We start from the raw sequence: 19404 nt of genomic DNA on the forward strand, positions 1-19404 counted from the left end.
CGGCCGCCACGACGCGACGCCCGGACACCACCGGGCCGCCGAAGACACCGGGGCGACCGCTCCGGCCGTGCACCACAGGAAGGACCACGACGACGTGACCCACACCAGCGAGCCCGACCAGACCGCGACCGACCGGACCGCGACGGGCGGTGACGGCTTCCGCATCGAGCACGACACGATGGGCGAGGTCCGGGTCCCGGTGGACGCCCTCTACCGTGCCCAGACACAGCGCGCGGTCGAGAACTTCCCGATCTCGGGCAGCGGTCTCGAGCCGGCACAGATCGTCGCCCTCGCCCGGATCAAGCGCGCCGCGGCGGTCGTCAACGGGTCCCTCGGCATCGTCGACCCGACGGTGGCCGAGGCGATCGCACAGGCGGCCGACGCGATCATCGGCGGCGAGCACCACGACCAGTTCCCGGTGGACGTCTACCAGACGGGCAGCGGCACCTCGTCGAACATGAACATGAACGAGGTCCTCGCGACCCTGGCGACCCGCGTCGCCGGCACGGACGTCCACCCGAACGACCACGTGAACGCGTCCCAGTCGTCGAACGACGTCTTCCCGACCTCCGTGCACGTCGCCGTGACCGAGGCCCTCATCCGCACGCTCGTCCCCGCGCTCGAGCACCTGGCGGAGTCGCTCGAGGCCAAGGCGACGCTCTGGGCCGACGCCGTGAAGTCCGGACGCACCCACCTGATGGACGCCACCCCGGTCACCCTCGGACAGGAGTTCGGCGGCTACGCCCGCCAGGTCCGGCTCGGCATCGAGCGCGTGCAGGCCACGCTCCCCCGCGTCGCCGAGGTCCCGCTCGGCGGCACCGCGGTGGGCACCGGCATCAACACGCCGAAGGGCTTCCCGCAGCAGGTCATCGCCCGCCTGGCCTCGGACACCGGCCTGCCGATCACCGAGGCGCTCGACCACTTCGAGGCGCAGGGTGCCCGGGACGCACTGGTCGAGGCGTCGGGCGCCCTCAAGGTCATCGCGGTCAGCCTGACGAAGATCAACAACGACCTGCGCTGGATGGGCTCGGGGCCGAACACGGGCCTCGGCGAGCTGCACATCCCGGACCTGCAGCCCGGCTCGTCGATCATGCCCGGCAAGGTGAACCCGGTCATCCCCGAGGCCACCCTGATGGTCGCTGCACGCGTCATCGGCAACGACGCGACGGTCGCCTGGGCCGGCGCCTCGGGTGCCTTCGAGCTCAACGTCGCGATCCCGGTGATGGGCACGGCCCTGCTCGAGTCGATCCGCCTGCTCGCGAACAGCTCGCGGGTGCTCGCCGACAAGACCATCGACGGGCTGCAGGCGAACCTCGAGCGCGCCCGCGCGTTCGCGGAGTCGTCCCCGTCGATCGTCACGCCGCTCAACCGCGTCATCGGGTACGAGGCCGCGGCCAAGGTCGCCAAGTACGCCGTCGCCGAGGGCATCACCGTGCGCGAGGCGGTCGTCGCCCTGGGCCACGTCGAGCGCGGCGAGGTCACCGAGGAGCAGCTCGACAGCGCGCTGGACGTGCTGTCGATGACGCACCCGAACTGACCCACGGGACCCACTGCCGGACGGGAGGCACGGTGCCGGCTGGCACCGCGCCTCCCGTCCGTCGTCGGCTCACCCCCGAGACTCGCGCCTGCGGACACGTTCGCAGTCCTGCGGCCACGAACGTGTCCGCCCAGGCGAGTCCCGCCGGCGGCCGACCAGCCGCGCTACCCGAGGTCGGGCGAGTCGAGCAGCTCCGTCACGAGCGCCGCGATCGCCGACCGCTCGGAGCGGGTCAGCGTCACGTGCGCGAACAGCGGGTGCCCCTTCAGGCGCTCGATCACGCTCGCGACACCGTCGTGCCGGCCGACCCGCAGGTTGTCCCGCTGGGCGACGTCGTGCGTGAGCACCACGCGCGAGTTCTGCCCGATGCGCGACAGCATGGTCAGCAGGACGTTCCGCTCGAGCGACTGCGCCTCGTCCACGATCACGAACGCGTCGTGCAGGGACCGCCCGCGGATGTGCGTGAGCGGCAGCACCTCGAGCATCCCGCGCTCGACGACCTCGTCGAGGACGTTGTCGGACACCAGCGCGCCGAGGGTGTCGAACACGGCCTGCGCCCAGGGGTTCATCTTCTCGGAGGCGTCGCCGGGCAGGTACCCGAGCTCCTGCCCACCCACGGCGTAGAGCGGCCGGAACACCATGATCTTCTTGTGCTGCTGTCGTTCGAGCACCGCCTCGAGCCCGGCGCAGAGCGCGAGCGCCGACTTGCCGGTGCCGGCCGATCCCCCGAGCGAGACGATGCCGATCTCCGGGTCGAGCAGGGCGTCGATCGCGAGCCGCTGCTCGGCGGAGCGCCCGCGCAGCCCGAAGACCTCGCGGTCGCCGCGGACGAGCGACACCGCGCCGGCCTCGTGCACGCGGCCGAGGGCCGACCCGCGCTCCGAGTGGATGACGACGCCGGTGTTCACCGGGACGCCGTCGAGCCGCGAGGACCGGATCTCCTCGTGCTCGTACAGGTCGCTCATCTGCTCGCCGGACACCTGCAGGTCGGTGATGCCCGTGTAGCCGGAGTCGACGGCGAGCTCGGCGCGGTACTCCTCGGCGGCCATGCCGATCGACGACGCCTTCACGCGGAGCGGCAGGTCCTTCGACACGACGACGACGTCCAGCCCGTCGTTCGCCAGGTTCGACGCGACCGCGAGGATCCGCGAGTCGTTGTCCCCGAGCCGGAGCCCGGACGGGAGCACGGACTGCTCGGAGTGGTTCAGCTCGACGCGGAAGGAACCGCCGTCGTCGAGTGCGACGGGGAAGTCGAGCCGCTCGTGCTCGACCCGTAGTTCGTCGAGCAGCCGCAGGGCCTGGCGCGCGAAGTACCCGATCTCCGGGTCGTCGCGCTTGGACTCGAGCTCGCTGACGACGACCACGGGCAGCACCACGGCGTGCTCGGCGAAGCGGAACAGCGCCCGCGGATCGCTGAGGAGCACCGACGTGTCGAGCACGTACGTGCGCTGGGCGACCGACGTGGACGAGTCCGCGGTGGACCGCTGGGCGGGTTCGCGAGCGACGTTGCGAGAGGTCACGACCACTCCATCCCCGGGCCGCGCTCGGCCCGGTCAGTGTCCTCGACGCGGCCGGAGAGCGGTCCCGAAGCACCGTTGCCTGGCCGCTCCGACCGGGCACCGTGCCCGGTGGGGCCAAGCTACGACCGGCCCCCGACAGCCGGACCGCGACACGCGGTCCCCGAGGTTACGGTCACGTGAACGCGCACCACGACGGCCGGGAGGCGCGGGGCGGGCCCGCCACGGGCCTCCCGGCCGCCTCGGGCGCAGGCGCGCAGCGGCGAGACTCGCGGACGCGGACGGATTCGCGGGCTGGGAGGCGCGAACACGTCCGCCCGGCCGAGTCTCGCGGACCGCGGCCAGGCCGGCGGGCCGGCGGGCGGCCGGCGGCGCGCGGGCGCGCTACTGCATCGTGGCGTAGGACAGGCACGCGTCGCGGAACATGTCGAGCGTCGCGTCCGTGGTGGACGCGAACACCGACACCCGCGCGACCCCGAGCCGCGTCGTCGCCGTGACCCCGTGGTTGTGCAGCGCCGCGGACAGCGCCGTGAGCCGACCCTGCGGCGGACGCAGCACGACGATGCCGGCACGCTCGCGCGGGTCACGGCTGGACTCGACCGACAGGCCGAACTCGTCGGCGATGTCGAGCACCCGCTCGACCCGGTCGGCCACGCGCTCCTGCACGGCCCCGACCCCGACGGAGACCAGCCGCTCGAGGGACACCGCCATCCGGGCCTGGGCGACCGGGTCGACGCGCGTCATCTGGTACCCCGCGGCGCCCGGCTTCACCGAGGGGACCTCGGTCGGCCAGCCGGTCGTGCCGTGCGGCCCGGACAGCGCCGGGCGCAGGCGGTTCAGGGCGCGGTCGCTGAACGCGAGGAAACCCGTGCCCCACCCGGCGTGCAGCCACTTCTGCCCGCCGGTGGCGACGACGTCGGCGACCTCGTACGGGGCGTCGACGACGCCGAAGCCCTGGATCGCGTCGACGATGAGCAGGCGGTCCCCGATGACCTCCCGGATCGCAGCGAGGTCGGCGAGGTACCCGGTCTGCCAGTCGACGAGCGACACGGCGACGGCGGCGACGTCGTCGGTCAGGCGCTCCCGGACCAGCGTCGGGGTCATCCAGCCGGCACCGGACTCGACGACGACGGGCTGCACGCGGCCACCCGTCGCCGAGGCGGCGCTCGCCAGTGCGAGCGGCAGCGACGGGTACTCGTCGGCGGCCACCAGGACACCGCCGGTCAGGCCGAACGCCGTGTGCAGCAGCCCCGGCGTCGTGGCGGTCTGCGAGACCACCTGGTCCTCGCGACGGCCGACGAGCCGGGCAGCGACGGTGCGCACCCGGGCGTCCTGCTCGTCGAGGGTCTCCACGGCGCCGAAGCGCATGCGCTCCTGGATCGTCCCGAGCACCCGCTGCTCCTCGAGCACGGCGGTCTGCACCGGCCCGAAGGCGGCGTGGTCGAGGTACCCGGGCTCCTCGTCGAAGCCGGCCGCGTACTCGGCGATGTTCACAGGGGCAACCTTCCGTGGGACGAAAACCCTGTGAGTCTACTGGGACGCACGGAGGCCGCGCGAACCTGAGCCGCCCGACGCACTCGCCACCGCCGTCGGGAGCCTCCCGCGATCAGCCGCCGAAACGACGGGAGCGCAGGCCGAAGTCGCGCACGGCCCGCAGGAAGTCGACCTCGCGCAGGTCCGGGTAGAGGGCCTCGACGAAGTAGAACTCGCTGTGCGCGCTCTGCCACAGCATGAAGTCCGACAACCGCTGCTCACCCGAGGTGCGGATCACCAGGTCGGGATCGGGCTGGCCCTGCGTGTACAGGTGGTCGCCGATGAGCTCGGGCGTCAGCACCTCGGCCAGGGTGTCGAGCGTGCCGCCGCCCTCGCCGTGCGCCCGGACGATGCTCCGCATGGCGTCGGCGATCTCCCGGCGTCCGCCGTAGCCCACCGCGAGGTTGACGTGCAGGCCGGTGTGGGCTGCGCTCCGGGCCTCGGCGTCCGCGAGCGCCCCGAGGAGACCCGCGGGCAGCCCCTCGTCGGAACCGACGTGCTGCACGCGCCAGTCGCGGTGCACGGCGAGCGTCCCGGCCAGGTCGCCGATGATGCCGACGAGCTGCTCGAGCTCCTCGCCGCCCCGACCGGTCAGGTTGTCGGCGGACAGCAGGTAGAGCGTGACGACCTCGATGCCGAGCTCGTCGCACCAGTCGAGGAACTCGGGGATCTTGGCGGCGCCGGCACGGTGCCCGTGGGCGGCCGACTCGAGGCCGAGCTGCTTGGCCCAGCGACGGTTGCCGTCGACGATCATGGCGACGTGCTTCGGCATCGCCTGGCCGTCGATCTGGCGGCGGATACGACGCTGGTAGGCACGGTAGAGGACGCCGCGCCCTGCCCATCCCACCCTGCCGGTCACGCCACGACTGTAGTGCACCGTGGCGCCGGTCGTGCGGGGCTGTGCATTCCCTGCTGCCGTTCGGCCGGGGGCCCTACTGTCGCCCCATGCAGGACGAGACCGCCACGCTCCCCCACGTCCCGTTCACCGAGGAAGCGGACACCACCGAGCCGCCGCGCCCCGCCTGGCGCGGCTGGATCCACCTCGGCACGTTCCCGTTCGCCATCGCGATGGGCATCGTGCTCATCTCGCTGGCCGACAGCGGGGCCGCGAAGGCCGGCAGCGCGGTGTTCATGGCGACGTCGCTGCTCATGTTCGGCGTCTCCGCGACCTACCACCGCTTCCCGTGGGGCCCGACGGTGAAGAAGGTCCTCAAGCGGATCGACCACACGAACATCCTGCTGCTCATCGCCGGCACCTACACGCCGATCGCGATCTGCGCGCTGCCGCACACGCTCATGGTGGTCGTGCTCTGGGTGATGTGGTCCGGAGCCGCGCTGGGCATCGCCTTCCGCGTCCTGTGGATCGGCGCCCCGCGCTGGCTGTACGTGCCGATCTACCTCGTGCTCGGGTGCGCCGCGCTCGGTCTGCTCCCGCAGTTCTTCGCCGCGAGCGTCCCCATGACGGTCCTCGTGCTCTCCGGCGGCCTGGCGTACGTCATCGGTGCCCTCGTCTACGGCTTCAAGCGCCCCGACCCCGCCCCGACCGTGTTCGGCTTCCACGAGGTCTTCCACGCACTGACCGTCGTCGCGTTCGCCGCGCAGTGGGTCGGCGTGCTCATCGTGGCCCTCGACCCGGTGCGCTGACCGCAGCCGCTGCGGACCGCGGCACCGGCCGGCAGGGGCGACCGGACGACGGACGGGAGGCCCGTGGCACGCTCGCCACGGGCCTCCCGTCCGTCTGCTGGGGACGTCGCTGCTGCCGACGTCGCCGCTGCTGGTGTCGCCGCTGCCGACGTCGCGGGCTCAGCCGCGTTCGGTGTCGTCGCCCACGTCGGTCCGGCCGTCCTCGTCGGCGCGACGCACCGGCTCGTCCGTCGACGTGCCGTCGCCCGCGTCGGACTCGAGCCGCTGGCGGATCTCCGCGCGGTAGCGGGTCCGACGGATCCGGCGGGTCATGTCGACCACGAGCAGGATCGTGACGACCGCGACGACCGCGATCGCGACGAAGCCGGCGACCCCGGGGGTGACGTCGACGTCGGGCACGACCGACGGGCTCGGGCTGGGGGCGGCGGCGATGGCCGTCAGGATGGTGCTCACGCGGTGGTGTCCTCGTCGTCAGGGAGCCCCGCGAACAGGTCGGACTCCGGCAGGTCGGTGGGCACGCGGGCCTCGACGAGCTGGTAGTCCTCGGTGGGCCACACCGTCGCGAGGAGGTCGTTCGGCCACGAGAAGAAGACGCTGTCCGGCGGCACCTGGCTGGCGTGCGCGTGCAGGGCGGCGTCGCGGGCGTCGAAGTGGTCGCGGACGTCGACGTGGGTCGTCGCCAGGTCCGGCCGGTCGGCGAACCGCTCCACCCACTCGCGCAGCTGCTCGACGGCGGCGCTGTCCGGGTCGCGCTCGCGCAGTGCCTCGTAGATCGTGCGGAAGCGGCGCGGGTTCATGGTGCGCTCGTAGTAGAGCTTGCTGATCGACCACGGCTCCCCGGCGTCCGGGTACTCCGCGGGGTCGGCGGCGGCGCGCCAGGCGGCGACCGAGACCTCGTGCGTGCGGATGTGGTCGGGGTGCGGGTAGCCGCCGTTCTCGTCGTAGGTGACGAGCACGTGCGGACGGAAGCGGCGGACGACGCGGACGAGTGCCTCGGTCGAGTACTCGAGGGGCACCGTCGAGAACGTGCCCGGACGGACCGTCTCGCCCTTCTCGGCGTCCGGCAGCCCGGAGTCGTGGTAGCCGAGCCAGACGTGGTCGATGCCGAGCGCTGCCTGCGCAGCCGCCATCTCGGTGCGCCGGTAGCCCGCCATGTCGCGGTGGGCGCGGCTCGTCGCCGGCTCACCGAGCTGGTCGTTGAGGATGTCCCCGGCCTCGCCGCCGGTGCAGGAGACGACCATCACCTGGTGCCCCTCGGCGACGTACTTCGCGGCCGTCGCGGCACCCTTGCTCGACTCGTCGTCGGGGTGGGCGTGGACGGCCAGCAGGCGGTACGGCACGGAGGATCCTCACGGGTGACGGAGCGGGCGGAACGCGCACGGATCGACCCGGGCGTGGGGGCAGCGCACAGCGGGGCGTGAACTACCCTGGGACCAGGATAATCACCCCAGGAGCCCCGAACTGTCCGAACCGCTGCACCCCACCCCCACCGCTGCGTCGGCCACGGCCACGGCCACCGCCGCGTCGCTGGACGACCGGTACGGGCGCACGCCGGATCGTCGGCGCCGCGGGAAGCTGTTCGGGGTCGCCGCGGCGATCGCCGTCGTGCTCGTGTTCGTCGCGTGGGTGGTCTGGGCCGGCCTCGACCAGGAGTCACACGGGCTCGACAACACCGAGCTCGGGTACACCGTCGTCTCCGACCACCGCACCGTCGTGCACTCACAGGTGTCGGCCGACCCGGGCACCGAGGTCCGGTGCGCCGTGCAGGTGCTCGACAAGTCGTACTCGATCGTCGGGTGGAAGGAGGTGACGCTGCCGGCATCCGAGCAGCGCACCCGCTCGATCTCGACCGAGGTGAACACCACGACCCGCGGCGTGACCGGCTTGATCCACGACTGCTGGGTTCCCTAGACTCGACTGATTCGCGGACGAGACCGGCCACACCGGCCGGTCTCGTCCTTTGTCGAAAGGGAGACCGATGAGCAACGACACGCAGACCACCTGGCTGACCCAGGAGGCGCACGACCGTCTCACGGCCGAGCTCGAACAGCTGTCGGGCCCGGCCCGCAAGGAGATCGCGGACCGCATCGAGGCGGCGCGTGAAGAGGGCGACCTCAAGGAGAACGGCGGCTACCACGCCGCGAAGGACGAGCAGGGCAAGATCGAGGCCCGCATCCGGCAGCTCACCGAGCTGCTCAAGCACGCCACCGTGGGCGAGGCCGACTTCGACGGCACCGTCGAGCCGGGGACCGTCGTCACGGCGGTCATCGCCGGCGACGAGTCGACCTTCCTCGTGGGCAACCGCGAGATCGTGGCCGAGGGGTCCGACCTGACCGTGTACAGCCCGGTGAGCCCGGTCGGTGCCGCGATCCTCGGGCTGCGCGCGGGCGACGAGACGACCTACACCGCGCCGAACGGCAAGGAGATCAGCGCCAAGGTGACGAAGGTCGAGCGCTACGAGCCGTAGGCGCCCGGCGCCGCAGTGCGCCCGGCGCGACGGCCGGGGCGGGCGGCGCAGAGCGCGCGGCGGGCCAGCAGGCGGCGCGACGTGCCAGTGCACAACGAGGAGCAGCTCGCACCACGGAACCACGTGGCGCGAGCTGCTCTTCGTTGTGCAGGGGCCGACTGGGCTCTCGGCGCCGGTCAGTGCGCGACCACGTCGCGGAGCGAGGGCAGGATCACCGTGAGGGTCATGACGGGAGCTCCACGCGCCTCCCGGCCGTCCGCGGTGTCGCTCACGCGACCCTGAGGCCTGCGCGGCCGTCCCGTGCGCACCGCTGACACCGACGCGTGCAGCCAGCGCGGCGGGGTCAGTTCTCGAGCAGCTCCGGGCGGAAGCCGACCTCGTGCAGGCGCTGGATGACCTCCTGCGCGTGCTCGGGACCGCGTGCCTCGATCGACAGGTCCAGGGCCACCTCGTTGATCACCAGGCCCTGCCCGTGCCGGGTGTGCAGTACCTCGACCACGTTGGCGCCGGCGTCCGAGATGACCTGGGCGACGCGGGCGAGCTGCCCGGGGCGGTCGGGCAGCATGATCCGGATGCCGATGTAGCGCGACGCCGCGACGAGACCGCGGGTGATGATCCGCTCCATCATGAGCGGGTCGATGTTCCCACCGCTCAGCAGCACGACGGTGCGGCCGGTGTCGCGGACGGCGCCCGACATGATCGCCGCGACGCCGACGGCGCCGGCGGCCTCGACCACGAGCTTCGCGCGCTCGAGCAGCACCAGCAGGGCACGGGCGGTGTCGTCGTCCGAGACGGTCACGATCTCGTCGACCAGGTCGCGGATGATCGGGAAGTTCAGGTCGCCCGGTCGGGCGACCGCGATGCCGTCCGAGATCGTCGGCTTCGTCGTGATCGTCACCGGTGCTCCCGCGGTGATCGACGACGGGTACGCCGCGGCGTTCTCCGCCTGCACGCCGATCACCCGGATCGGACGACCGAGGCGCTCGGACATGCCCTTCACCGCGAGCGCGATGCCGGAGATGACCCCGCCGCCACCGATCGGCACGACCACCGTGTCGACGTCGGGCACCTGGTCGATGATCTCGAGGCCCAGCGTGCCCTGGCCCGCGATGACGTCCGGGTGGTCGAAGGGCGGGATGAACACCGCACCGGTGTGGGCGGCGAAGTCCTTCGCGGCGCTCAGCGCTTCCTCCACCGAGTGACCCCGCAGCACGACCTCGGCGCCGTAGTGCCGCGTCGCCTGGAGCTTCGGCAGCGCGACGCCCACCGGGGTGAAGATCGTGGCCGGGATGCCGAGCTCACGAGCGGCGAGGGCGACTCCCTGCGCGTGGTTGCCGGCGCTCGCGGCGACGACGCCCGCCGCTCGCTGCTCGGTGCTGAGGGCGGCGAGTCGGTTGTAGGCACCGCGCACCTTGTACGCGCCCGTGCGCTGCAGGTTCTCGCACTTCAGGTGCACCGGCGAGCCGAGCAGCTCCGCGAGGAACTGCGACGTCTCCATCGGCGTGACGCGTGCGACGCCCGCGATGGTCTGCCGAGCGGCCTCGATGTCCGCCAGCGTCGGGAACGCGTCGGTCTGCTGCTGGGGCGCGGAGGTGTCGGTCACGGACCCATCATCGTCCGTCGGAGCCGTCACGGCGAACTCGTGACGGTCCGTCGGTGAACGCCCGCTCAGCCCGCGGTCCCCTTCGCGGCGGTGGGCTGTTCGTCGCTGCCCGGGGCCGGGACGCCGTCGGGGTGGCGCTTCCGCCAGCGACGGCGCTTCTTCGCCTCGACGCTCGCGTGGTGGTCGCGCTGCTTCGCCTCGAGCACGTGGTCGGAGTCGAGCCCCTTCCACCGGCCGCTCGCGATCGTCGTCACCATCGAGTTCACGGTCGCGATCAGCGGCACCGCGAAGAAGGCTCCGGCGATGCCGGCCAGCCCGGACGCCGCGGTGACGCCGAGGACGACGGCGAGCGGGTGCACCTTGACCGCGCTGCCCATGACGAGCGGCTGCAGGATGTGCCCCTCGACCTGCTGCACGACGAGGATCACGCCGAGCATGACGAGCGCCGCGACCCAGCCGTTGAAGATCAGGGCGATGAAGACGGCGAGGAAGCCCGTGACGATGGCGCCGACGACCGGGATGAACGCGCCGAGGAACACGAACACGGCGATCGGGATGACGAGCGGCAGCTGCAGCGCGGCGGCACCGATGCCGATGCCGACGGCGTCGACGAACGCGACGAAGATCTGCACGCGGATGAAGCTCGTCAGGGTGGTCCACCCGGCGACCCCGGCGCCGTCGATCGCGGCGCGGGCGTTCTTCGGGAACAGCCGGACGGTCCAGCGCCACACGTTCTTGCCGTCGATGAGCAGGAAGATCACCGTGAAGATGACCACGAACAAGCCGGTGAGCAGGTGCGTCAGCGACGATCCCGCGCTCGCGACCCCGGACAGGATCGAGCCGGAGTTGCTCGACAGCCAGTCGGTCGCCTGGTTGAGGTAGTTGTTGAGGTCGGACTGGCTGATGCCCAGACCGGAGCTGAGGACGAACTCGCGGATGTTGTCGTACTGCGAGAGCGTCCGGTCGCGGAGCGAGGGGTAGGCCGCCGCGATCTGGTCGACGACGAGCCAGATGAGTCCGCCGACGGCCGCGAGGCCACCGACGAGGCTGACCACGACGGCGATCCACTTCGGCACGTGGTGGCGCTGCATCCAGTTCGACAGCGGCACGAGCAGGGCGGCGACGACGATCCCGATGAGGAACGGGATGAGCACCTCGCTGAACAGCGTCACGAGGTAGATGAAGACCGCGACCACGCCGACGACCACCAGCACGCGCCACGACCACGCGCCCGCGATCCGCATGCCCGTCGGCACGACCTGTTCGACGACGGGATCCGGATGCGTCTTCTTTCCCCAGGCCATGCGGTGAGTGTACCGACGCGTGCCGGTGTGTGTTCCAGATGCGGCATACGTCGGCGCGACCCCGGTGTCGGCGCCGATCGGTAGCGTCGTGCCATGGTCCGGTCCACGCTCTCCGCCGCCGAGGCCCGCCGCGTCACGCTGGCGGCCCAGGGCTTCGGCGCACCCCCGCGCGACGCGGTGGGCACCCGCACCCTGACCAGCACGATCGGCCGGCTCGGGTTGCTGCAGATCGACTCGGTCAACGTCTTCGAACGCAGCCACTACCTGCCCCTCTTCGCCCGCCTCGGTCCCTACGACCGGGACACGTTGGACCGGCTCACCATGCGGCGCTCCGGCCCCTACGCGGAGTACTGGGCGCACGAGGCGGCGTTCCTGCCGCGGACGGACCTCCCGCTCTTCCGGTGGCGGATGGACGCGTACCGCGAACGCGACGCCCGACCGAACCGAATCGCCGGCGTGGAACGGACCGCGAGCGTCCGCCGGGAGCTCCGCGCACTGCTCGCCGCCGAGGGGCCCCTGCCCGCCAGCGCGGTCGAGCACGAGGCGAACGTCCGACGCGGGCCGTGGTGGGGGTGGAGCGACGTGAAGGCGGGGCTCGAGCAGATGTTCCGCTGGGGCGAGGTCGTGAGCGCCGGACGCGCCGGGTTCGAGCGTGTCTACGCCCTGCCCGACCAGGTGCTGCCGGTGGGGACGCTCGAGGCCGCGCCCGACCGCCACACGGCCGTCACGGAGCTGGTCCGGCGTGCCGCGCGCGCGTCCGGCGTCGGGACCCGCGCGGACCTCGCCGACTACTTCCGCCTGCGTGCGGACGACACCGCCGCCGCGATCACGGAGCTCGAGGAGCGCGGCGAACTCGTGCCGGCGCGGGTGGCGGGCTGGCGGGACCGTGCCTGGCTGCACGTCGATGCCAGGGTCCCACGCCACGTCGCCGCCGACGCGGTGCTCAGCCCGTTCGACCCCGTCGTGTGGTTCCGGCGTCGCGCGGAGCGCATGTACGACTTCCACTACCGCATCGAGATCTACACGCCGGCACCGAAGCGTGTGTACGGCTACTACGTGCTGCCGGTGCTGCAGGACGACCGGCTGACCGGACGCGTCGACCTGAAGAGCGATCGGCAGCGCGGCGTGCTCCGGGTCCGGACTGCCTGGCAGGAGCCCGGCGAGCACCTCGACGCGGAGCGCCTCGCCGAGACGCTGCGGCGGGCGGCGGCGTGGCAGGGCCTCGACGGCGTCGAGGTCACGGATCGCGGCACCGCCGCGGGTGCGGTGGCCGCGGCGCTCGGGGTCGCGCTCGTCCCGCACGAGGCGGCGGACGACGCCGATGCTCCGGCTCCCGAGGACGACACGGTCGTGTGACCAGCGGCCGGGAGGCACGGCGCCCGTCCGCCCCGCCCGTCCGGCTCGGGTCGAGGTCCCGTCACCCGCCGCTCCGTCGCGCCGGTCGTGCACGGCCCGCGGAACGCCGCCGCGTCGCGGCGACGCCGCATCGTCGTCGAGACGCCGCTTCGTCGTCGAGACACCGCTTCGTCGTCGAGACACCGCTTCGTCGTCGAGACGCCGCGGATTCCGAGGGCGTCTCGCCGGCACGAGTCCGTCTCGTGTGGACACCGGCGTCTCGGCGCCGGCATCGCAGCGACGGCGACGGCGGTGACGGCGGCAGCGCCCGTCAGAACCGGTCGAGGCTCCCCCGGAGTCGCGCGACCCGGTCGGGCAGCGGCGGGTGCGTGGAGAACAACCGGTCCATCACGCCCGGTCGCATCGGGTCCGCGATCCACAGGTGCGCCATCGAGGAGTTCTGCGACCGGGTCGGTCGGCCGTACGCCTGGAGCTTCTCCAGCGCACGAGCGAGTCCCTCGGGGTACCGCGTGGTCATCGCACCCGTGGCGTCGGCGAGGTACTCCCGCTGCCGCGAGACGGCCGCCTGCACCGCCGCTGCCGCGATCGGGGCGACGAGCACGGCCACGATCCCCGCGACGAGGACGATCGGGTTGCCGCCTCCACCCCCGGAGTCGCTGTTCCGCCCGCGCCCGCTCAGCCCGCTGAAGATCGAGATGCGCAGGAGCACGTCCGCCAGGAACCCGACCGCGACGACCAGGCCGAACACCATGGTCGAGACGCGGATGTCGTAGTTCTTGACGTGACCGAGCTCGTGGGCCATGACGCCCTGCAGCTCGCTGTCGTCCATGATCGCGAGCAACCCGGTCGTCGCCGCGACGATCGCGTGCTCCGGGTCCCGTCCGGTGGCGAAGGCGTTCGGTGCCGGGTCCTCGATGACGAACACCCGCGGCATCGACATGCCGTTCGTGATCGCCAGGTTCTCGACCGTCCGCCAGAGCCGCGGCTCCGTGTTCCGGTCGATCTCGACGCCGCCGGCGATGGCCGTCGCCTGCCGCCCGGCCAGGAAGTACTGGAGCACCGCGTACCCGAGCGCGACGAGCAGCACGATGACGCCCACGGAGACGTTGCCCGCGAGGTAGCCGCCCAGGAACCCGAGCGCCCCGACGATGAGCAGGAAGACCAGGATGATGACGACGGTGTTGCGCTTGTTCCGCGCGATGGCGCTGTACACGGGTCAGGCCGCCCCGGTCGGCGTCAGAACTGGACGCGCGGCGGTTCGGCGATCGCCGCGGGCTCGGCCGTCTCGAAGAACGTCGCCTCGCTGAAGCCCTTGCTCTTCGCGAAGGTCGAGTTGGGGAAGACCCGGATCTTCGTGTTCAGCTCGCGCACGCCACCGTTGTAGAAGCGCCGGGCGGACTGGATCTTGTCCTCGGTGTCGACGAGTTCCGACTGCAGCTGCAGGAAGTTCTGGCTCGACTGCAGCTGGGGGTAGCCCTCCGCGACGGCGAACACACCCTTCAGGGCCTTCTGCATGTGCCCCTCGGCCACCGAGGCGCTCGAGGCGTCCGATGCGCCGAGGGTCTCGGCGCGGGCGCGCGTCACCGACTCGAACACGGACTTCTCGTGCGCGGCGTACCCCTTCACCGTCTCGACGATGGTGGGGATGAGGTCCGCGCGGCGCTTCAGCTGCACCGTGATGTCGCTCCACGCCTCGTCCACGCGCAGCTTCAGCGTGACGAGCGAGTTGTAGGTCACCCAGAGGTAGACCCCGACCACGACGAGCAGGACCACCACCACTCCGACGACGATCAGCGTCGTGACGAGTCCGGTGTCCATCTGGGCGTACTCCTTTGCGCTTCGGGTCCGGCGCAGTGGGACCGCGGCCGGTGCGTGGCCGTGGGACGACCGTCCACGAGTGTACCGAGGCGCACCGGCACGACCCGTTCGCGCAGTCTGGTTCACGGGGGATTCCCGAGTGGCGCACACCCACCGTCCGGGGACCCCCAGCCGGGGATCGGTCCCGGGACACATCATCCGGGTGGTGGATTGACCCGAGCCCGATGATCGCGTGTGATGGAGACGGTGGACAGGCTCGGGGACAACGCGCAGGAGGGGACCGTCGGGGGCGGCGGTCCCGTCGGTCGACCCCGATCGCGCGTCGGGCTGCTGGCCGCGGCGCTGGTGACGGTGCTCGCCACCGGGACGGTCCTGCTCGGCGCACAGCCCGCCGCAGCCGCGCCCGCGACGACGTCCAAGACCACGACCACGACCACGACGTCCACGACGTCCACGACGTCCACCACCGACACCGTGCCGCAGCAGGACGACGACGCGGCCCGGACCGCCTCCCCGACGCCCTTCCCCCAGTTCGGCACCCTGCCACCGGACACCGGTTCCCCGGCACCCTCGCCGACGGACCGCCCCGCCGTCCGCCCGAGCATCGCCGACCCCGGCGACGTCACGACCGCCACCGTCCGGCTGCACGGCGCCGGCACCCCCGGGCACCGGCTGCGCGTCACCGGACCGGCGGCCACGGGCTCGAGCGGCTGCACGACGACCGTGGCGACCGACGGGTCCTGGTCGTGCATCGCCACCGTCCGCTCGGGCCCGCAGCAGGTCTTCACGGTCGCCGACGAGACCGACGCCGCGCTCGGGTCGTCCCGCGCTCCGGCCTCGGACGTCGTCGTCCCGCCGGCCGTCACGACCGACGGTCCCACCTCGGGTCCCGTGTCCGGCACCGGCCTGCCCGGAGCGACCGTCGCCGTGTCGGTCTCCGGCACCCCGACCGACCGCACCGCGCGGGTGGACGCCGGCGGTCACTGGACCGTCCCGCTGCCCGGCAGCACGCGCGACGGGCGCATCACGGTCTCCGCGGCACAGACCGCGAGCACCGCGAACGGCTTCCGCTCGGACCTGCGGAGCGCCCCCTCGGCCCCGCGGACGGTGGTCGTGGACCGGACCGCCCCGGCAGCACCGGTCGTCACCACGCCGGAGTCCGACGAGCGCGTCCGCTCCCAGCCGTTCACCGTGCGCGGCACCGGTGAGCCCGGCGCCGTCCTCACCGTGTACGTCGACCGCTCGCCGGTGTGCCGCTCCGACGTCGGTGCCGACGGCCGGTGGGCGTGCACGACGACGGGCGCGACCGCACCCGCCGGGACCCGGGTGGTGAGCGCGATGCAGCAGGACGCCGCGGGCAACTCCTCACCGTCGTCGTCTGGGGTCCGCGTCGTGCTGAGCGACGCGACCGCAGCGCCGAGCGCCGGGCCGAGCGCGAGTGCCTCCGGGGCCCCGGGCGGGCAGACGTCGTCGTCCGGCACGCCGGGGACGACGCCGGACCACACGTCCGGTGCGACGGACGGCACCGGGACCCCGACCGACACCGGCACGAGCGGCGGCGGGTCGACCGGGACGGCCGAGGGCAGCGGCACGGTAGGCGCCGGGGGCAGCACCAGCGGGGTGCCCGACTGGTCCGGCCCCGCGGGCGACTGGACCGCCGACACCGCCTACGACCGCGGCGTCCCGACGATCCAGGCCTCGTTCTCGTGGGGCACCGTCCTGCTCGCCACCGGCGTCGCCGCCGGGTTCCTCGTGCTCGTCGCCGTGCCGCTCGCGGTGGTCGGCGCCGCGGCCCGGGGTCGCCTGCGCAACCCGTTCGCCGCGCTGCTCGGCCGCAACCGCTCGCGCACGGAGCGACGACTCGGGGACGAGGTCCTGCCCACCTGGGCCGCGGCGGCCGTCGGCGTCGGGATCGTGGTCGTCACGACGCTCCTCGGTGTCGGCGTCGCGCTCGAGGCCCGCTACGTCCGGCTCGCGCTCGCGGTGCTGCTCGGTTCGGCGGTCACCACCGGGGTCGTCGTCCTGGCCACCCGCTGGGCGGCCGGCAAGGACCGCGCCGCCGTCGGTTTCCGCGTCTCCCCCTGGCTCGTGCTCGCCGCCGTGCTGGGCTGCGCCCTGACCCGCGTCACCGACCTCTCCCCCGCCCTGGTCGTCGGGGCCGTCCTCGTCCCGGTCGGCCGCCCCGGCGCCGACACCGCCGCCCTGCGACTGGGCTCGAGCCTCGCCCGCGGGGTCCGGAGCGCCACGGCCCGCTCGGCCGCGCTGCTCGGCGTCGCCACCGTCGGCTGGGTCCTGCACTCGCTGGTGCACGGGTCGGGCTTCTGGACGACGCTGACGGCCGAGTTCGCCACCACGCTCTGCGTCGGCGCGGTCGGGGCACTCGTCGTGTCGCTGCTGCCGTTGCCCGGGTCGACGGGTGCGGTGCTCGTCGCCGGGGCGCGTGCGCGCTGGGTCGGCCTCACCGCCGCTGGGGTCGCGCTGGCGGCGGTGACGGCGGGCGCGGGAGCTCCCGCTGTCCCCTCACCGACCGAGACCGCGGTGGCTTCCGCCCTGTGCGCCGCCGCCGTCGCCTGCTGCTGGGTCTGGTTGCGCGGCTCGCGCACCGCCGCACAGCACCGCTGACCGGTCCGTCCACGGGACGGGAGGCGCCGGGCTCGCCCGCCACGCCCCTCCCGGCCCGCCACACACCGGACGGGAGGCGCCGCGCCCGCTGGCCACGCCCCTCCCGGCCCGCCATCCACCGGACAGGAGGCGCCGCGCCCGCCCGCCACGCCCCTCCTGGCCCGCCACCCACCGGACGGGAGGCGCCGCGCCCGCTGGCCACGCCCCTCCCGGCCCGCCACCCACCGGACGGGAGACGCCGCGCCCGCCCGCCACGCGCCTCCTGGCCCGCCACCCACCGGACGGGAGGCGCCGGGTTCGCCCGCCACGCGCCTCCCGGCCCGCACCGGTCGGACGAGAGGCACGTGACGGGGCCGCCGCGCGCCTCCCGACCGCCGCGAGCCCCAGGTCTCAGGCCACGCGGTGCGGGGCGTTCCGCCGGAACAGACCGGGCAGCAGGCCGCCGATCTTCGTCCCGATGCACAGGCTGACGAACGTGGCCAGGGGCGTGCCGAGCGCGACGGGGTCGAACGTGGTCACCGCGACGAGTCCCACGGTGCCGGGAACGAGCAGCAGGAACGCGGGGAAGAACGACACCGTCGCCGGGATCACCGGGACCACACGCTCGAGCAACCGCGTCGCGACGAACAGCAGTGCGGCCGCAGCTCCGGTCGCGACCACGCTACCCCACACCGGCGTCGTCCCGCTCACGACCGCGTACGCGCTGATCATGACGGCGACGGACACGACGGTGAGCCGCCAGCCGGAGCGGAACACGAGCCCGAGGCCGACCGCGAGGCCTGCCACCGCAACCCAGGACACCCAGTAGGACGGCACGGCCTCCCAACCACCGCGGAGCGTGCCGACGCCGGCGACCTCGCCCACGAGGGCCGCCGACGACGGGTCGACGCGCAGGCCGGTGAGGGCGCTCCCCGCGGCGATACCGGCGGCCATGAAGCCGAGCGTGATGAGCCCCTGCACCAGGCGCGAGGCTCCGGTCACGATGTCGGCGGCCGTCAGCTCGAGCAGCGCGTTCGTGATCAGCGCGCCGGGCACGAAGACCGCGACGGGCGCACACACCGCGAACAGGGGCACGTGGTCGAACCCGGTGCCGGCGGCGACGAGGCCGACGACGCTCGTCGACATGAACGCGGCCAGGAACGGGATGATCGCGACGGCCTCGCGGAAGCGGCGGAGCACCAGGCTGAGCACACCGACCAGGGCACCGACGACGAGCGCGAGCACGATCGCCCACCACGGGCAGCGGAACACGACGGCCAGTCCGACCGAGGTGAGGGCGTTCCCGGTGATCCACGGCAGCGCCGGCGGCGGCACGGTACCGGTCCGGATCGCGCGCACCCGGGCGGGGATCTCGGCGAGGGCGATGGAACCGCGTTCCAGGCCGAGCACGAGGCGGTTCGCCCGCGCTGCCTGACGCGACGAGAGCTCGACGCCCTCGGCGTTCACGATGGTGGCGGCGCCGGTGGCGACCTCACTGACCATGACGAGTGCGGGCAGGACACCCACGGCGAGCGTCGGTCCGACCCCGGCGGCGTCGCGGGCCTTCTCGAGCGCGGAGCGGACGTCGGTGACGGAGCTGCCGGCGTCGAGCAGCAGGGCACCGAGGGTCCCGAGCAGCATCCCGGTGGGGACCGTCTCGCCGTCGACGACCTCGACGTGCGCCTCGGGTCGGTTGAGCGCGTTGCGCAGGTTCGCGAGAGCGCTTCCGAGTCCGACCACGGACGTCGATGCTACTGCGCGGCTGGGGTCTGTGCGGGCGGGGCGTCTGTGCGGGCGGGGCGCTCGCACGAGACTCGCCTGTGCGGACACGTTCGCGACGGTAGACCCGCGAAAGTGTCCGCGGAGCCGAGACTCGCCCGCCGTTGCCGGCGGCGCGGCCAGCGCGGCCGGCGGCGCGGCCGGCGGCGCGCCGCGCCTCGCGTACCCCCGGTGGGACTCGAACCCACAACTCGGCGATTTTAAGTCGCATGCCTCTACCGATTGGGCCACGGGGGCGGGCCGCA

16 protein-coding genes and 1 tRNA gene are annotated in these 19404 nt (G+C 73.2%); 6 read left to right on the forward strand and 11 right to left on the reverse strand.

The window, feature by feature from the left end:
• Nucleotides 1–163 precede the first annotated feature (163 nt).
• Nucleotides 164–1537 (forward strand): class II fumarate hydratase, encoded by a 1374-nt coding sequence (locus Q9R28_RS09695; protein WP_311206001.1) that lies wholly within the window; start codon nucleotides 164–166, stop codon nucleotides 1535–1537.
• A 164-nt stretch (nucleotides 1538–1701) separates the two neighbouring features.
• Here Q9R28_RS09695 and Q9R28_RS09700 read toward each other — a convergent pair whose 3' ends face one another.
• The 3 genes from Q9R28_RS09700 to Q9R28_RS09710 form a co-directional block, all read right to left on the reverse strand.
• Entirely contained in the window at nucleotides 1702–3063 is a 1362-nt protein-coding gene (locus tag Q9R28_RS09700; RefSeq protein WP_209683731.1) for a PhoH family protein, read from the reverse strand.
• A gap of 375 nt (nucleotides 3064–3438) precedes the next feature.
• Nucleotides 3439–4548, reverse strand: a complete 1110-nt coding sequence (locus tag Q9R28_RS09705; RefSeq protein WP_066652665.1) for an aminotransferase class V-fold PLP-dependent enzyme — start codon at nucleotides 4546–4548, stop codon at nucleotides 3439–3441.
• A gap of 112 nt (nucleotides 4549–4660) precedes the next feature.
• Complete coding sequence (locus Q9R28_RS09710) at nucleotides 4661–5446, reverse strand: isoprenyl transferase (protein ID WP_235426501.1); 786 nt, start codon at nucleotides 5444–5446, stop codon at nucleotides 4661–4663.
• 86 nt (nucleotides 5447–5532) lie between these two features.
• On the opposite strand from Q9R28_RS09710, the gene Q9R28_RS09715 reads away from it, so the two are divergent.
• On the forward strand, nucleotides 5533–6231 hold the full coding sequence (locus Q9R28_RS09715) for a hemolysin III family protein (RefSeq protein WP_209683735.1): 699 nt from the start codon (nucleotides 5533–5535) through the stop codon (nucleotides 6229–6231).
• A 159-nt stretch (nucleotides 6232–6390) separates the two neighbouring features.
• On the opposite strand, the gene Q9R28_RS09720 is transcribed toward Q9R28_RS09715, so the two are convergent.
• Both Q9R28_RS09720 and mca read right to left on the reverse strand, forming a co-directional pair.
• The gene (locus Q9R28_RS09720) at nucleotides 6391–6684 is read right to left on the reverse strand and encodes a hypothetical protein (protein ID WP_081984689.1); all 294 of its coding nucleotides are present in this window, start codon (nucleotides 6682–6684) and stop codon (nucleotides 6391–6393) included.
• Nucleotides 6681–7571: a mycothiol conjugate amidase Mca gene (mca, locus tag Q9R28_RS09725; protein ID WP_144411239.1), complete on the reverse strand. Its 891-nt coding sequence runs from the start codon at nucleotides 7569–7571 to the stop codon at nucleotides 6681–6683. Before mca ends, Q9R28_RS09720 begins: the two co-directional genes overlap by 4 nt.
• Nucleotides 7572–7827: 256 nt before the next feature.
• Here mca and Q9R28_RS09730 point away from each other — a divergent pair, with 256 nt between their 5' ends.
• Nucleotides 7828–8142: a DUF4307 domain-containing protein gene (locus Q9R28_RS09730; protein ID WP_268746777.1), complete on the forward strand. Its 315-nt coding sequence runs from the start codon at nucleotides 7828–7830 to the stop codon at nucleotides 8140–8142.
• A gap of 67 nt (nucleotides 8143–8209) precedes the next feature.
• Nucleotides 8210–8698 carry a transcription elongation factor GreA gene (gene greA, locus Q9R28_RS09735; protein ID WP_066652650.1) on the forward strand — a complete coding sequence of 163 codons (489 nt, stop codon included), beginning with the start codon at nucleotides 8210–8212 and terminating at the stop codon, nucleotides 8696–8698.
• Between the two features lie 343 nt (nucleotides 8699–9041).
• Here greA and ilvA read toward each other — a convergent pair whose 3' ends face one another.
• Nucleotides 9042–10301: a threonine ammonia-lyase gene (gene ilvA / locus Q9R28_RS09740; RefSeq protein ID WP_251159904.1), complete on the reverse strand. Its 1260-nt coding sequence runs from the start codon at nucleotides 10299–10301 to the stop codon at nucleotides 9042–9044.
• A 65-nt stretch (nucleotides 10302–10366) separates the two neighbouring features.
• Complete coding sequence (locus tag Q9R28_RS09745; protein ID WP_066652641.1) at nucleotides 10367–11605, reverse strand: AI-2E family transporter; 1239 nt, start codon at nucleotides 11603–11605, stop codon at nucleotides 10367–10369.
• Nucleotides 11606–11698: 93 nt separating this feature from the next.
• Between Q9R28_RS09745 and Q9R28_RS09750 the strand changes: the two genes are divergently transcribed.
• Entirely contained in the window at nucleotides 11699–12961 is a 1263-nt protein-coding gene (locus tag Q9R28_RS09750) for a winged helix-turn-helix domain-containing protein (RefSeq protein WP_271826620.1), read from the forward strand.
• A 310-nt stretch (nucleotides 12962–13271) separates the two neighbouring features.
• Here Q9R28_RS09750 and Q9R28_RS09755 read toward each other — a convergent pair whose 3' ends face one another.
• Complete coding sequence (locus Q9R28_RS09755) at nucleotides 13272–14174, reverse strand: M48 family metalloprotease (RefSeq protein ID WP_066652624.1); 903 nt, start codon at nucleotides 14172–14174, stop codon at nucleotides 13272–13274.
• A gap of 23 nt (nucleotides 14175–14197) precedes the next feature.
• Nucleotides 14198–14779, reverse strand: a complete 582-nt coding sequence (locus Q9R28_RS09760) for a LemA family protein (RefSeq protein ID WP_311205970.1) — start codon at nucleotides 14777–14779, stop codon at nucleotides 14198–14200.
• A gap of 237 nt (nucleotides 14780–15016) precedes the next feature.
• Between Q9R28_RS09760 and Q9R28_RS09765 the strand changes: the two genes are divergently transcribed.
• Nucleotides 15017–17401: an Ig-like domain-containing protein gene (locus Q9R28_RS09765; RefSeq protein WP_311205971.1), complete on the forward strand. Its 2385-nt coding sequence runs from the start codon at nucleotides 15017–15019 to the stop codon at nucleotides 17399–17401.
• Between the two features lie 390 nt (nucleotides 17402–17791).
• On the opposite strand, the gene Q9R28_RS09770 is transcribed toward Q9R28_RS09765, so the two are convergent.
• Both Q9R28_RS09770 and Q9R28_RS09775 read right to left on the reverse strand, forming a co-directional pair.
• Nucleotides 17792–19120 carry a threonine/serine exporter family protein gene (locus tag Q9R28_RS09770; protein ID WP_081984684.1) on the reverse strand — a complete coding sequence of 443 codons (1329 nt, stop codon included), beginning with the start codon at nucleotides 19118–19120 and terminating at the stop codon, nucleotides 17792–17794.
• Between the two features lie 202 nt (nucleotides 19121–19322).
• A tRNA-Leu gene (locus Q9R28_RS09775) sits at nucleotides 19323–19396 on the reverse strand.
• Between the last annotated feature and the right edge of the window lie 8 nt (nucleotides 19397–19404).

The sequence above is a fragment of the Curtobacterium sp. BRD11 genome, from assembly GCF_031844345.1.
Classification (GTDB): Bacteria; Actinomycetota; Actinomycetes; order Actinomycetales; family Microbacteriaceae; genus Curtobacterium.

What these genes read in the sequence shown, in the direction of transcription:
- Q9R28_RS09715 (WP_209683735.1), top strand. Translation starts at nt 5,533, where the DNA reads ATGCAGGACGAGACCGCCACGCTCCCCCACGTCCCGTTCACCGAGGAA.
- Q9R28_RS09765 (WP_311205971.1), top strand. Translation starts at nt 15,017, where the DNA reads ATGGAGACGGTGGACAGGCTCGGGGACAACGCGCAGGAGGGGACCGTC.
- greA (WP_066652650.1), top strand. Translation starts at nt 8,210, where the DNA reads ATGAGCAACGACACGCAGACCACCTGGCTGACCCAGGAGGCGCACGAC.
- Q9R28_RS09760 (WP_311205970.1), bottom strand. Translation starts at nt 14,779, where the DNA reads ATGGACACCGGACTCGTCACGACGCTGATCGTCGTCGGAGTGGTGGTG.
- Q9R28_RS09750 (WP_271826620.1), top strand. Translation starts at nt 11,699, where the DNA reads ATGGTCCGGTCCACGCTCTCCGCCGCCGAGGCCCGCCGCGTCACGCTG.
- Q9R28_RS09745 (WP_066652641.1), bottom strand. Translation starts at nt 11,605, where the DNA reads ATGGCCTGGGGAAAGAAGACGCATCCGGATCCCGTCGTCGAACAGGTC.